Genomic DNA, 14,856 nt, shown 5'->3' with positions numbered 1-14,856 from the left:
ATGTTATAACATAACAATAATAGAAGAAATGCTATGATAACGTTTTTTTAAAATGTTGCAATATTTTTAAGCAAAATGACATTAAATTCGTTTAAAATCAGTAGCTATTTCAATCAGATATGGTTAGGGCGTGTGGAACATTCGACCATTGCACTGGCGTAGACTAGTTTCTAGTCAATTAACACTATTTCTTAGGGTAATGATAAATCAATATGACAATGCTGAATATAGATAATATGGTCTCGTATAGTGATGATGTTTCTCTTGATGACAGTATCCCAAGTTCATCAAGCTTTGCAGAAACGACTTCAGAGGTGACTATTAATAAGATGAGTTCCTTTAAGAGTTTGAGAGCTGATAGTTTGAAAAATGAAAGCTTAAAAGGTAATGTTTTTGAAAATAATAGCTTAGCTTTTGAAAGCTTGCCCAGTGTTATTCAAAAGGCATTGTTCGATGCTAAGCGGGTGGTGCTTATCGCCAATAACCCAGCAATCAGCAAAGAGAAACTCGAAGAGATGTTAAACCCTGATGATGTTTTGGTGTTATTTAATTACTTTATTCATGCTGAGTTTTTGACCACACATCCTATGATAAAAGCATTGCCTAAGTTGATATTTTTCCGTCAGATTGGCGACAGTCAACTGCATTTTGGTCTACCGCCCAGAAGTAATAACATGAGCTCTATAGCGCAGATGGCAAAAGACGCCCCTCTTGGTTTGCTACTTAGTAATATACGCTATCAATTTCCTACACCTGATGATGACCCGAAACCTGAAGATGATCCGATAGAGGATAGCCGTATTTTGGTCATTCCTGAGAAGATTGAAGCCATGTTAGACAGTGACAGTTATCATAAGGTGCTGTCAGAGAATCATCGCGTGGTGGCAGATTATCCCCGTTTTGAAGACATACATTCCTCAGCGCCTTCATCGGGATTTTTGTTATATCGCTTGATGTTAGCGGTGAGGGCGTATTTACAATTAACTCTTCCTGACAACGATCCTTTAGAGCTATTGATGATAGGCTTTAATCATAATGAAGTGACCAACCACTTTTGGCATGGTCATAATTGGGAGTTTGAGAGGCATGAGATCAACACAGCGCCATCGGGGGTGACGGTGATACGTCAGTAGATTGATAAAAAACGGTGTTATGAATACATAGACGTTTGACGTTATAGTGATTAATACTGTTGGCTATTAAAGCTGCCTATTTATTGTTAAGCATTTAAGACAAACGCTGCCTCAAACAAACGGCGCATCAGGACAATGGGCTGATTGTAATTCATCCTCTAAGGGTTCCCTAATCACAGTGATAGGCTTGTCTTGTTGATCAATCCACTCAATCAGACCCATATCAACAAATTGCTGAAGCCAGCCGCCCATTGGCCAATGTTGCCATTTGTTATAAAAGCGATTGGCATTAATAACAATACTGTAAAGGTGATTGAGGGGCGGCCGATACACGCCATGCTGCTGGTGATACACCACATCGGCACTTAGATAAAAGTCAATACTCATGGCACGCACAGTAAACGCAAAGTCAGTATCTTCTGCCCCATAACCGATATATTGAGTATCAAAGCCCCCTATATTTTGAAACTGTTGGCGTGTTATGGCAAAGCATAAGCTCCAAAAGGCGCCATAGTCGTCAGTCTTCATCATTGGCGTTGAAGTTGGTAGCGAAGGGTTCGCATGAGAGGTTTCTCTTAATAGGGTATTTGCAACATTAACAGGAGCGGCTTTAACTGAACATGTTTCGACCTTGTCGCTTTGATTATTCTTTAACTTGTCGTCAGTCTTATCATCATCTAAATTATCTTCGTTGTTTGAAAAACCAGAATCGCTAGGCTCAAAATTATAACGGTAAGGGTTATACACTGATAAGGCGTTCAACGTCTGAACAGGAAAGTTGCCATCTTTTAGCAGCGTGCTTTCATCAACCGTTAAAGGACGAGTCAAGTATCTGGGCTGTCCCATAATTAAGGCATCAGGCTGTCTTTGTAGTTTTAAACTCATCTGCTTAATAAAATGCGGTGCAACGATGCAATCGACATCAAGAAATATCAGCGCTTCATAACGGGCTTTAGCTGCACCAAGATTACGATTGTGACCAATATCAAATTTAGGTTTGGCATTGCTAGTAGAAGCTGTAGTAGAGCCGGTAGTAGCGTCTGCATTTGAGCCTAAATCAGAGTCTGAAACGGTAGTCGGGATCTGAATAATATTCAGCGAAAACTCTGCTAAACGCTTCGGATCGGCATCATCATTAACAATAATAACTTCTTCAGGCTGAACGCTTCCTTGTTCAAGACTACTTAGCAGATTATACAAATGCCGATTTCGCCCATAGCAAGTAGTAATGACGCTGACGGCAACGTGGTTATTAGAAAGTTGGTTGTTCGAAGGCTGATTATCCTTCTGATTAAAGGGTTGCGTTAAATCTGTATTTGAGTCATTCATCAAGTCACACCACGTTTGAAGCGTTTAAAAAAGAGTTAATAGGTAATAGGGTTAATTGATAATGGGTTTAAATGGCTGGCAAAGATAGTTTAGTGTCTAGAAAAGCTATCAGGTTTCAAGTCAAGCTGAGGCAGTAACCAGTTTTCAAACCAGCTTTTGCAGGTTGTATACTCAACCATGCTTTGCATAAAAGCTTTCGCAGCCGATGGTTCTAAACGGGTTTGATGATGATTAGAAGAGTTGGATTGCCTGTCTTGAGCGACTACGCTATCTAACGGTTCTGTTTTAAGAGTTTGTTTAAGCGCTTGAGTCAAAGTAGTCTTTTCTTGCTTAGCATTAACCCTCATCTTCTCAGTAAACTGCGCCCAACTCAATGCGCGACCTTCTGATATTAATGCTTCCGCCATGATTTCTTGCTCACGATGCGGTCTATTATCGGGTAGTACCACCAGCGGTGTATTAGAGGCATATACTTGAGCAATCGCATTCAGCCCGCATGCCATGATTACACAATCACTATGCTCAATAAAAGGCATGACGTCATCGACATGGGTCGCAATATCAACGTTATGACGTACATTCTCATGGATAGGACCAAGCGATATGATTATGGCCTCTGGTAACAGACTACGTAATTCAGGCAGCTTGATGTCAATTGCCTCATGCCCACCATAACCTTTAATAACGGTTACAATAGGATGGTGGCTTGAATGATAGTGGCTTGAAAAAGAGTGGCTTGAATTGACATTGTTGTCGTTGATGTTGTTGATGTTATTTTCATCCGGCAATATACCTAATGGAAATGTTTCTAATGTCGTTGAGTCGGCATCTGACAATGTTGCCGCTTTTTGGCGGAGGCTATTTAATAACGGGTTAGATGATCTGCTTTTATCTAGACTGTGCGCGGTTTGCGTTACGTCGTTAGACAACTGGGAAATAAATGCTGGATATGATACAGAGGACTGTTTAAAAAAGTTGATAAAGTCAAGATAGAGTGTCTTTTGACCGACCCAATCAGAGGTAATGCTCGACTCCAAAGAGGGCGGATATGGAGCGAGTAATGCTAAAGCGCCAGCAAAGGCATTGATATGTGGTGTGTCGTCACGGCTCCCTGGCAGTCTCACATATAAGTAGGGGATACTTGAGACACGGCAGAGCATAGCAACTTCCACACTGACATCAATAATCATCAGATCTATCTGACGCTGATAGATGGTATCTAAAAGTTGGTGACTACGCTTTAAAATATCGGTATTGCCGATAGGCGAGTAATGAAGGCAACTAGGCTGCCAATAGTTGCCAGCACGGCCTGGTAGCACGTCATCTTTTCGCTCATGCTCATTACTCAGGCGAATGATTTGTGACTCTGGCAGGGATGTAAAGCGGTAAGTATCCAAACTTAAGCTGGTAAAAACAGTCATCTGTTGTCTATCAACATCAGTGAGAAGTGCGGCAAGCTTATCGGCCTGACGGCAATGTCCCGATCCATGATGATGGGCGTAGTAACCAATACGCATCACTCTCACTCCCCAACGTTAACTGGCGAGCCAGAATTTGCGGGATTTGACGTGGGGTTCTTATGAACAGGATGTTTATCTCTACCATCGGTATCGTTATGAGATAGCGTGATTTGCGAAGAGTCTGTTCTTAAGTCTGTTCTTGAGTCTTGTCTTAAGTCTGATCCATGATAAGTAGAGAGCGGTTCGCGTTCTAATGACGCCTCACAGTCAGTGAATGCCTGCAAATCATTTGAGCTATCTAATGTTTGATAATATAAGTTTAGGTACCCCTCTACCATTGCGGTCGCCGAACAAAACTGCACTGCCCGATCACGACACGCTTGCCGAGAGATATTTTTGATATCATCAAAACCCTGTATAAAGGCCTGCTTGTCCTCTTTAGCGACGATAATACCCGTCGTTGGAGTAACTATTTCGGCACTAGCACCAACATCAAATCCCAAAACGGGCGTACCACAGGCCAAGCTTTCAGCCAAGGTTAAGCCGTAAGGCTCATCCCATGTACTGGTAAATAGCAGGGCTGTCGCTTGAGTAAGATAGTCATTAATTTCAGATTTGGTCAAGTGACCGACATACTCAAAGCGTTTTGCAGACCCATTTTCTTCATCCTCACGAAGCAACGGAGCGACTTGCTCATCAAAATAACCTTGATTGCTCTTAGGTCCAGCAATGATTAATTTTTTATTGGCTTCTTTACAATATTGCATCGCCAAATGGGTGCCTTTTTCTGGACATATACGGCCATACCAAAAATACACCTCATCTTTAATAGGGGCTACGTTTGCCTTAAATTCATCTACTTCAATGCCGTTATACACCACTTTTGACGGTACAAACTCAGAGAATAGGCGTTGTTGATAATGACTGACTGACGTAAATTGAGTGGAGGTGCCTCGGCTTAAGGTCAGTAGTGCAATATTTAGATCAGGGAAGATTGGCGTATGGAACGTGGTAAAAAAACGAGATCCAAAGGCTTGGCCGGTCATCATCGGGATATGGTGCAAGCTATGATTGTGTACAATATCAATCTCGCCGCGTTCATAGCGGGCAATGATATCGCGAAGCGCCAGTTGATACGTCAAATATTGGAATAACTCATTTCTACCCATGGATAAGGCTTTATGTCCATTTTCACTAACTAGGGTGTCGAACTCTCCACGGGTCAGTAGTGGTATTAAGGTTGCCTTGGTATTACTGTCTTTATGAGCATATAGCAGAACTTCGTGACCGAGATCTACCAACTCATCACAGATTAAGTGTGTCATCTTTTCAAGACCCCCGGCATAAGGCTGAGCGATGGGGTATAGCGAATGAGCGATAACCGCAATACGTAACTTTTTGGCTGATGACAATGTGGTTTTAGAGGGGGTAGATTGAGAGGATGTGGTATGAGTTTGATGTGCTAACGATGACATAAGTGCCCCAATGTGTGCGATAAAAATGTGCGATAAAAAATGTAGATGTTTAGAAGGTATTGATTAATGTAGGCTTTAAATACGTTTAACGCTTTTTACGATGAATACTATTTGTTTTGGCCTCAGTTATACGATGCTTTAGGGGTTGTGATAGTGGGTTTAGTGTTGATACAGTCCCTATCATTGGTACCGGTTTTGTCATCCAGTGTTTTGTTAAATCTATTACCATCGCTTACTCTGTCACTAAGTCTTTTTCGGGTATCCTTTTTTATACGGCCATGAATAGCAAGATACGTTTTATTTATCGGTTGTGTTATTGCTGACTCTTCTGTAATGCTGGCAAAGTTATCGACGGCTACTTTTAAAGCTGCGAGTTTTAATCCACAGACGCTAAGCGCACTGGTTAATAATAACGGTGAATAAAATGGGCTGGGGGGAGATACCACAGCTGCTGTTGATAGGTTTAATACAAACACCAGCTTTGGGGTTGTCCTGAGGTTATTCATCCAAGCGGATCGACTAATAGATTTGATTTTATTTTTAGGGGTGCAAACGAAAGGCTTATTTTGACCCCATAATACGGGTAGCCAAGATAAAGCGCCCAACTCCCAAAAGTTTAGATGCATTAGCCAAGCACGTAGCTTTCTATTAAGATGATTTCTATTAAGATGATTTCTATTAAGAAGCTCGCCATTAAGGAGCTGACCTTTCAGAAGCTTTTCGTTTGTAGAGCCAATGTTAATAGAGCCAATGTTAATAGAGCCAATGTCGTTCGTACTGTTATTAATAAGTTGTTTATTTAGAGGTGATTGGTCTTGCAAATACGCCCATAAGCGTCTTAATAAAAATACCGAATAGCCTGTATAAACGATAGAAAGAGACGTCACTATTGACGCTTTGCTAATGGGGTAAAAAACTGTACCCGTTGCGACCAACAAGCTACCGATGTGAAGCCCAATAAAGGGACCGGTAAAATTTATCCAAGCAGTCAACTGTGAAAGATGTGCGCGTAGATAAGCCACACGCTCAAACATAGATTGCTTTTGGGGTATGACCGATTCTTTTTTAATAAGATTCGGGTCTGAATAACGGAACGCTATATAGTCATCGTTTATCGCGCGAGTATCGATAGAGTCATTGGTTATTCGGCCTTTTTCTAAAAAGCTTGAGTTTGAAAAGCTTGAATGAGAAGGTTGTGAGTCGTAAGGTTTTGAATTAAATGAGCCGGATTTCCGAGAACGTCTATTAAAAAACCCTAATAAAACTGAAGAGACGTTTTTGAGTACCTGCATATTGCCGTAAATCCAGCGGCGGCGCTGGGCAGCAAGATCTTTTAGTGAATTAGGCAATAAGCCAGTCGCAATAACTTCAGGGATAAATTGACTGCGATATCCATTTCGATGCATGAGCACACCCATCTGCGCATCTTCCGTAATCGAAGCACCAGACCAACCCCCTAAATTTACCAAATCCTGACGGCGTATTACCGCAAAGGTACCTGTCGATAACGCCTTATAGCGATTAAAAGGGCGATACAAGTGATAATTAAAATAGTGATTTAACTCACTATGCACATCTTGTTGGCCCTCGTTACGATAAAACTGTGGGAACTGAAGTAGAGTATGTTCAGGATAACGTTGCAAAGCATTGGCAATAGATAGCCTTGCATGAGGCAGCGCTTGATAGTCACTGTCAACCACGACAATGTGTGAACAATTGGACGCCATCATCTCCAAAGCAAGATTGAGAGCGCCCGCTTTATATCCTTCAATAGCATCCACATGATAGAAGCGAACCCTTAAGTCAGGATCTAGGCGGTTACAGAATGCTGCAAGGGGAGCATACTTTTCGATTTGTGTATTATTATTATCAATAATAAGGATTTCGTCACGCGCCTCTTTAATTGCCAATAAAGATTCGATGGTATTGATGACTAATTCAGGCGGTTCAGCACATGTCATTATTTGAAAGCTAATCGCCTCAAGGTATTGACCATGGGCCTTATCCTCTATACTAGCAGACTTTTTAGAATAATTATCTGTAGTGTCTGATGTCGTATCTAGCGCTATATCGGGAGAATTAAGCTTGTCTAAGGTCATGTATTATCCTGAGGAAAATAGTTATTAAGTCTTATATTTATTTAGGATTGATTAAGTCTTATCGAGCCATCTTATCGTTAAAAGTTAGGCGTATGTATAGGGTTTACATGGTGTAAAGAGGAACGGTAATAAATCACATGGGATAAAATTATAATAAGGCATCAAAGGTCATAACTTAATTTCACAAATAGACTCACTTACTGAATAGTATTAACTGGATATTAATGGTCTCAAGTGCATTTTATTCCCTTTCGTCTTTTCCTTCAGGATAAGGTTCCTATACCTGCTACTATCTACTAATAACTTACTGCCAATAATAATATAAAGCTTTGTAATGTAAGTATTGTTAAGGAGTAGCAAATATTTAAAAATGTATTTTTAAGTAATGTTTTTATAAGTTGTAACCTAATATTTAAACATGATAATTACGTTGTAATGATTTGTTACTTTTTAGATCGCACTAGCTTCCAAAAATAGCTAAATATGGTTTATCTGGATAGTCTCTATATTCTGAGTAGTAGCTATATGATGAGGCTATGCTATAAGGCACTATCATAAGGTGCTCAATATCTTTGATTATCCTGCCTGACTGTCCTGCTTAACTATACTTATATTGCTCTATACTTACATTGCTCTACTTGCTTGACTACACTAGCTTGACTAGGATAGTTCGTTACTCCTCTAAAAAATGTCGTTACTGGTCAATAGTTTGCTCATCTCAAATTGCTGTTAGATTTAAAATGAGTTTATTAGGTCATAAATGAGGTTATTATGTGTAAAATGAGATAAGGTGTTTAAAATCGGTAATAAGTTAAAATTCGTGGTCTAGGTCGTTTTGAATTGGGTTGTATATCACTATGAAAACAAAAGTACTTGGTAAGCTTCACCCTGCAAGTTTCAGTCCACTACCTTATTTTATTGAAAAAGTGCCAGCAGGATTTCCGTCACCCGCTGCAGGTTATGTTGAAGCCAGTATTGACCTAAATGAGCTGTGCATCAGCCATCCCAATGCGACATTTTTGGTACGGGCAGGCGGGCTATCTATGATCGATGCCGGCATTTACCCTGAAGATTTATTGGTGGTGGATCGCAGTTTAGAGGCTCAGCACTGCGACATTATTGTCTGTGCTCTCAATGGCGAATTTACGGTGAAGGAGCTTTGCTTGGAGCCAACCCCAAAGTTGGTGGCGTACAACAAAGACTTTGACGATATCCTCCTAGATGACGACACTGACTTTGAAGTGTTTGGCGTTGTCATCAATATTATCCGAGAGGTGAAACGTGGTCGGGGTCAAAGCCGTCGCCCAAATTTTTAAGTTGCCCACGCCTCTTTTACTAGTTAGCTAGATACTTTTTCATTCTACAGGCTTTCTATTTTAAGGCTTTCTAATTAAGAAACACTGTTATAACAAACAATACAATGACTAACGTTAGACACTCATTTTTCTTTATTGCGATAACACGGTTTATAGCTCTTCTGACTAAAACTGAAACTAAAACTAAGCCCAAAACTAAAATTAAAGCGACATCAAGCGTCGTCAATTCGCTTTAAAGACTATTATTTTATTAGCTCTCTCTGTTATCTTTAATCCGTCCTGACAGACCTTAGTAGTGAGCCTCGTCTCTCTATAGTCAGCGAACTACAAAACGATTACTCTGTTAACCTTGCAAAGCCTGCTTTAGTAGTCTTGCGCTCGGTTGCCTTATCATCATTTTAGAGTTGTTCGACTATCATCCACCTTAACCTGAACGAGATATACTGGGATATTCCCATGTACGCCCTAATTGATTGCAACAGTTTCTACGCCTCCTGTGAAAAGCTTTTTCGCCCCGATCTAAAACATAAGCCAGTGGTTGTATTGTCTAATAATGATGGCTGCGTCGTCGCCCGATCAGCAGAGGCGAAAGCCTTAGGTATCAAGATGGGAGTGCCATTCTTTAAGGTCGAAGACTTCTGCAAGCAACATAACATTGAGGTATTTAGCTCAAACTACGCCTTATATGCCGATATGTCGCATCGGGTCATGAGTACCTTAGAGTCGTTGTGTCCGACCGTAGAAGTTTACTCAATCGACGAGGCTTTTTTGTACCTTGCCGATTATCCAGTAGCCATGCAGGATTTAGACGCTTATGCCAAAAAGATTAAGCAAATTGTTGAAATGTATACAGGTATCCCTGTCGGTGTTGGGATAGGGGAGACCAAGACACTGGCAAAACTGGCCAATCATGCCACCAAGCAATATCCAGCTACCAAGGGTGTTTGTGTGTTAACCAACCCAAGGTGGATGCGCAGATTAATGCAAATTACCGATGTCAGCGAAGTATGGGGGGTTGGGCGCCGCTATAAAAAGCGACTGAATGCGCTCGGTATCGACACCGTTTATCAACTGGCAATTTGTGAACCGGGCAAAATTCGCCAGCATTTTGGCGTAGTACTGGAGCGTACCTGTCTAGAGCTCAATGGGCAGTCATGTCTCGGTATCGAGCAGGTCGAACCTAAGCAACAAATCATATCTTCACGCTCATTTTCGAATCGAGTTACCTGCCAGCAAGACTTAGAGCAGGCCATATGCGGTCATGCGTCCAAGGCCGCCAGTAAGCTGCGCGCGCAACAAAGTGTCTGTAGCTTTATGACCGTCTTTGCCAAAAATAGCCCCTTTAATACCACAGAGCGCTACACCCCAATATCCGGTCAATATCAATTTATCACGCCCACTGCTGATACTCGAGTGATAGTGGCTGCTGCGCGTGAGGTGCTCCATCATATCTACAAACAAGATGTTCGGTATGCGAAGGCTGGCGTGATGCTATCGGGAATTTGCCAGCACGATGAGGTGCAGCTTGATTTGTTAGATGCGACTGGGCAAGATAAGGATTGTCATCTTGAAGAAAAGCAAACGGCGTTAATGGCCGTTATGGATGAGCTGAACCACAAGTTCAAACAGGATCATTATCAGCAAAATGCCTTATTTATCGCCAGTGAGGGTATCAAAAAGGAACAGACGTGGCAGATGAATCGCAAACTATTAAGCCCGTGTTATACGACACGAGTAAAAGATTTAGTAGTGGTGAAGTAGGGGGTTTTATTTGTAGAAGAGCATCACTTAAAGACTAAACGGCATACCATACAAGCTGAGTAGCTCAACCCGCTTTGCGCTACTATCTTGGGTGGCACAAGGGTGACGCTAATAGCCACTGCCGTTCCTGCTATCGCGATACCGGCATTGGCTAAGCGACCCCACCTTGTGCTGCCCCAAGTATATCCGCTGCAATCGGGGCTAAACCGCTCATCACATAAGCCCTAGCAATAATATCAAAGCTTAAACAAACATCTGTCATTTGACACACGTTGATTGATAGTATTAATTTATAAGTATTACCTGTCACGTTCTACCAAATCTAGCCCAAATCTAGCCCAAATCTAGAAAGCTACCTATAGCCATTAAGAATAACAATAAATAAAGAGAGGACGATATGGGAGTTGTCAATGACCGCTATAAAAGCCAAATTGAACATAGTGTGCTACTAAACGGCGATCCACTCGACAATCATGAGGTAGTGGGAGATAGATTAGTTATTAAGCCGCAAAGTTACTCTAGGCCTACCATTAGTGACTCTGAAAAAGAAACGATACTCAATGAGTTGGCAGAAGACCTAAAACATTATGGTCTTAATGTTATACATTTAGACGAAAAGCTCATCAAGGTAGAAGCAGGTGACTTTGAGCTAACGGTACCAAAAAGCCTTGTGGTGCCCTACGATGATGCCATTTTCGCCAGTATTTTAAAGCATCAGCAAGCGCATTATAGTCGAAAAGCGGGTAGGTAATGGGTTGGGAGGTTAATTAGTAATCTTGATTGAATAGTAGTTTTATATGTACGCATGTTTTTGTCCACATCTGATGGCGTCCGGTAATCCATATAATTCCTAGTTGGTGTTGGAATTTGCAATAAATGGACCTTTTTAATTAGCTCTTTGCTTAACCCTGAATTTTTAGACCAAGACTGTAATAAAGAGACGAAGGAATCGGCCGTCTGTTTTTACTTTCTCCAATTCTTTGATTTACTGTGATATGAATAGGACGTTCACCTTGCATGTCCATATTAATAAAGAAAGCTCCTAGTAATAAGAAGCTTTCTTTATTAAAATTATTATATACAACTGTTAATCAATATTAGATGCTCTTATTCATCATAATGACTAATAAACTCTTTAACGGCAGGGGATACCTCTAATAACGAGCTTTCTTGAACTTTTAAATGCTCTAATGAATTCAATTTAGCCAAACTGTTTGGCAAGGATTTCAAACCATTTTCATATAAGGTCAAGCTAGCTAATGTTGGCAGGTTACCAAAAGACTCGGGTAGTCTATCCAATTGTGAAGCTCTAATATTAATATACACAAGGTTTGATAGTTTATCGAGATCCTCAGGAAGATATTCCAATGGATTCACACAAAAAGTGATACTTCTAAGCTGTTTTAACTGAGTAAATGATTCAGGTAATTCTTTAACCTGAGTACCTCTCATATCAATCAGTCTTAGAGACGATAACTGACCTATATTGTCTGGTAGTTTTATAAGCGTACTCGACATTATATAAAGCTCTTTAAGGTTTTTTAATTTACAGACGGAATAAGGTATAACTTCAAATGATGTTTTAAGAAATACCAATGTTTTTAAACCATCTAATTCTTCAAAACCTTGTGGAAGGTTATTAGCACCGATTAATCTTAAATATCTTAAGTTTTTAAGGTTTTTAATTGCTTCAGGTAGGGAGGTTAAAGCCTTACGAGACTCTGTTTCAATAAAACCACCGTTACCGTCCGATACGTATGTAGAAGAGCTACAAAATGAGATATCAAGCTCTTTAAGCTCGATTAGTGATTTAGCATCTCGAGGAATCTGAGATTCAGGTATATTATTGACGTCAGCCCACTCCCATATCTCTTTGATCCAAGTTTGAGTTTTGGTGTTATCAATGTCATTTGTGATGTTCGTATTCATAAGATTACCTTTGACGTTTTAAATGAGGTGATTGTATTTAGAGTGACAATGTACTAATTAGATGCGGAGTTACGTTAAATACAGTAATAAAAAGAAAGGTAAGCCAAGCAGATTTTATGGTTTAGGAATTTAATGAGATATTGTTGATAAAGTTTGGTTTGTTTTAGAAAGGCATGCGTGTGCATATGTCCTGCCACTTTAGGATAAAAGTGGTTAGACAATAAGTTGGATTGCGTATTTACAGATTGGATGAAAAAGGGGAGTGGACGAATTTTAGACATAAAAAATCTCCTAGTGCTCTGTCTGTGCCAAATTGAAACGACACAGTCACCTTACAGAGCAAAAAGGAGTTGTGCGTTTTACCAGTCTTTGTTTTACATCGCGCTGGAAGTAGCCATAAACCCACGATGTATTTTTAAATTATCAGATGTTTTGATTTCTGTCAAAGTATTTTTTATTTTTATGAAGCTTTAAACAAATGCAATAATGTTAGCAGTTTAATCTGAAAATACTAATTCAGCTAGACCATTATGATTAACGTACACTACTGCATTTTGTTTAAATCGATTACATAATGCTAAACAAGTAGTCTTATCGACAGGATAAGCAAAATAACTCTCTTCTCTCCATATACCATCAGGGCTTTCACCATACCCATCAATTACTTTCAATCCTAAACTTAATAGATAGGATTTTAATGATTCATTGGCTTGATTGTTTTCAATATGGCTTCTTACTTTGCCATATGGATTCCATGCAGTGATAAATATTCCACCTAGAGCATTATAGGGTGTAAATAACTCTGTGCTATCTTTAGATATCATACCTATATTTAAGGTAATGTCATTAAAGCAGTAATTTGTCTGTTCATAGGCTTGTAAAAGTGATTGATTTAGCATAATTTATTTATCAGTAAGGTTAGATTTAATAACTAAATATTTTCAGATCTTTAAAACCAAGGATAAAAAATAGTTGAGATTCGGGTAATGTTAAAAGATTTAGTGTTTGTCTAAGGTTTTAAGTACTAATAATTTACTACGAACAAATAAAGCCAATACTAGAGCAAATAAGGGGTTTGACCCCTGCTGTCAAATCCGTACACCTAAACTTGGGAGATTTTAATCAGGCAGCTTGACGATAGAAATCCATCCAAACTTGTCTTGGCGATCTCATACCTAAACTCTGCTGAATCCTGACTTGATTGTAATCTAACTCAATATATTTCAAGATGCTGTTGATTGCTTCAAATCGAGTTTTATAATTATGATGATATACCAGCTCATTCTTTAAAACGCCCCAGAAGCTCTCTATTGGCGCATTGTCATAACAGTTACCTCTCGCACTCATAGATCCTTTAAAACCGTGTTTAGTGATCATTTTGCGATAATCATCGCTGCAATACTGACTACCTCTATCTGAATGCACAATAAGTCCTTGGCTAGGTCTTTTATCTTTGATTGCTTTATTTAAGGCCTTACAGACTAAATCAGTCTTCATGCGTTTATCGATAGCGTAGCCAACCAGTTCTTTGGTATACAAATCTTTAACGCCTGCCAAATAAAGCCAGCCCTCATCTGTCCAGATATAGGTGATATCACTGACCCAGACACAATTAGGACGATTAACGCCAAACTTCTGTTTAAGCAGGTTAGGATAAACACGCTTGTTATGCTCTGAGTCCGTTGTCACTTTAAAGCGCTTATGACGTCTACATTTGATACCATGTTCTTCTTTGATACTACGTACCATATACTTGCTGACATCGTGTCCTTGTTCATTTAGGTGAGCATGCAGACGCTCATAGCCATATCGTTCTTTGGTCTTCCTGTGCGCAGCTTTTACAAGCAGCTCACAGTGATTGCGATGTATTTGCTGAACACTGATGTCACGCTTTTTCCAGTCATAGTAGCTTGATGGTTTGATATCAAGGTTTTTGCACATGGCTGTGATACTAAATTCATATTTGTGATGGTCAATAAAGGCGTACCTTACTGATCGTGTTTGGCAAAGTACGCCGTAGCCTTTTTTAATATCTCTCGCTCTTCTTGTGCTATTTTTAGTTCACGCTTTAAACGCTTAATTTCTTCAAGGGCTGAAACAAGCTCTGGATCGTATTGCTTAGTACCTTTGAGTTTGCCTTGATTGGCTTTTCGTTGCCAATTGGCTAGTGTCTGCATTGGTAGCCCTAAATGCCTTGCTGTGGCACTGACATTGCCACCATTATTCTCTATTGCTTTGACCGCTTCTGCTTTAAATTCTTCACTGTATCTTTTAGCTTTCTTTGTCATGGTAAACTCCTAATTGTCTTCCTTAGTTTACCAAGTTTTTATCTACGGTTTTTTCAGCATAGCTCA

General features: G+C 39.9%; 11 protein-coding genes. 4 read left to right on the top strand and 7 right to left on the bottom strand.

From position 1 onward, the window contains the following. Nucleotides 1–212 precede the first annotated feature (212 nt). Nucleotides 213–1,133, top strand: coding sequence for a hypothetical protein (locus tag AC2SLT_RS11680; protein WP_486547829.1), 921 nt, complete (start codon nucleotides 213–215; stop codon nucleotides 1,131–1,133). A gap of 111 nt (nucleotides 1,134–1,244) precedes the next feature. Here AC2SLT_RS11680 and AC2SLT_RS11675 read toward each other — a convergent pair whose 3' ends face one another. The 4 genes from AC2SLT_RS11675 to AC2SLT_RS11660 all read right to left on the bottom strand — a co-directional run bounded on the left by AC2SLT_RS11675 (nucleotide 1,245) and on the right by AC2SLT_RS11660 (nucleotide 7,496). Further along, entirely contained in the window at nucleotides 1,245–2,462 is a 1,218-nt protein-coding gene (locus tag AC2SLT_RS11675; protein WP_486547828.1) for a glycosyltransferase family 2 protein, read from the bottom strand. Between the two features lie 89 nt (nucleotides 2,463–2,551). Continuing rightward, the gene (locus AC2SLT_RS11670; protein ID WP_486547827.1) at nucleotides 2,552–3,982 is read right to left on the bottom strand and encodes a hypothetical protein; all 1,431 of its coding nucleotides are present in this window, start codon (nucleotides 3,980–3,982) and stop codon (nucleotides 2,552–2,554) included. A gap of 2 nt (nucleotides 3,983–3,984) precedes the next feature. Then, on the bottom strand, nucleotides 3,985–5,397 hold the full coding sequence (locus AC2SLT_RS11665) for a glycosyltransferase (RefSeq protein ID WP_486547826.1): 1,413 nt from the start codon (nucleotides 5,395–5,397) through the stop codon (nucleotides 3,985–3,987). Nucleotides 5,398–5,519: 122 nt separating this feature from the next. Further along, the gene (locus tag AC2SLT_RS11660) at nucleotides 5,520–7,496 is read right to left on the bottom strand and encodes a glycosyltransferase family 2 protein (protein WP_486547825.1); all 1,977 of its coding nucleotides are present in this window, start codon (nucleotides 7,494–7,496) and stop codon (nucleotides 5,520–5,522) included. An 857-nt stretch (nucleotides 7,497–8,353) separates the two neighbouring features. Here AC2SLT_RS11660 and umuD point away from each other — a divergent pair. The 3 genes from umuD to AC2SLT_RS11645 all read left to right on the top strand — a co-directional run bounded on the left by umuD (nucleotide 8,354) and on the right by AC2SLT_RS11645 (nucleotide 11,324). Next, the gene (umuD, locus tag AC2SLT_RS11655) at nucleotides 8,354–8,812 is read left to right on the top strand and encodes a translesion error-prone DNA polymerase V autoproteolytic subunit (RefSeq protein WP_486547824.1); all 459 of its coding nucleotides are present in this window, start codon (nucleotides 8,354–8,356) and stop codon (nucleotides 8,810–8,812) included. Nucleotides 8,813–9,268: 456 nt separating this feature from the next. Beyond that, the gene (locus AC2SLT_RS11650; RefSeq protein ID WP_486547823.1) at nucleotides 9,269–10,573 is read left to right on the top strand and encodes a Y-family DNA polymerase; all 1,305 of its coding nucleotides are present in this window, start codon (nucleotides 9,269–9,271) and stop codon (nucleotides 10,571–10,573) included. A 397-nt stretch (nucleotides 10,574–10,970) separates the two neighbouring features. Then, nucleotides 10,971–11,324, top strand: coding sequence for a hypothetical protein (locus AC2SLT_RS11645; RefSeq protein ID WP_486547822.1), 354 nt, complete (start codon nucleotides 10,971–10,973; stop codon nucleotides 11,322–11,324). Nucleotides 11,325–11,680: 356 nt separating this feature from the next. Here AC2SLT_RS11645 and AC2SLT_RS11640 read toward each other — a convergent pair whose 3' ends face one another. From AC2SLT_RS11640 to AC2SLT_RS11630, 3 genes are all read right to left on the bottom strand, one after another. Beyond that, complete coding sequence (locus AC2SLT_RS11640) at nucleotides 11,681–12,502, bottom strand: leucine-rich repeat domain-containing protein (RefSeq protein ID WP_486547821.1); 822 nt, start codon at nucleotides 12,500–12,502, stop codon at nucleotides 11,681–11,683. Nucleotides 12,503–12,999: 497 nt separating this feature from the next. Further along, entirely contained in the window at nucleotides 13,000–13,401 is a 402-nt protein-coding gene (locus AC2SLT_RS11635) for a DUF3293 domain-containing protein (RefSeq protein WP_486547819.1), read from the bottom strand. A gap of 223 nt (nucleotides 13,402–13,624) precedes the next feature. Beyond that, a protein-coding gene (locus tag AC2SLT_RS11630) for an IS3 family transposase (protein ID WP_486547055.1) occupies nucleotides 13,625–14,790 on the bottom strand; the annotation gives its coding sequence in 2 pieces (ribosomal slippage) (nucleotides 13,625–14,520 and nucleotides 14,520–14,790; 1,167 coding nt in all). Nucleotides 14,791–14,856 lie beyond the last annotated feature (66 nt).

It is taken from the genome of Psychrobacter sp. CX18 (genome assembly GCF_057396215.1).
This window is presented reverse-complemented; position numbering and strand designations above follow the sequence as displayed.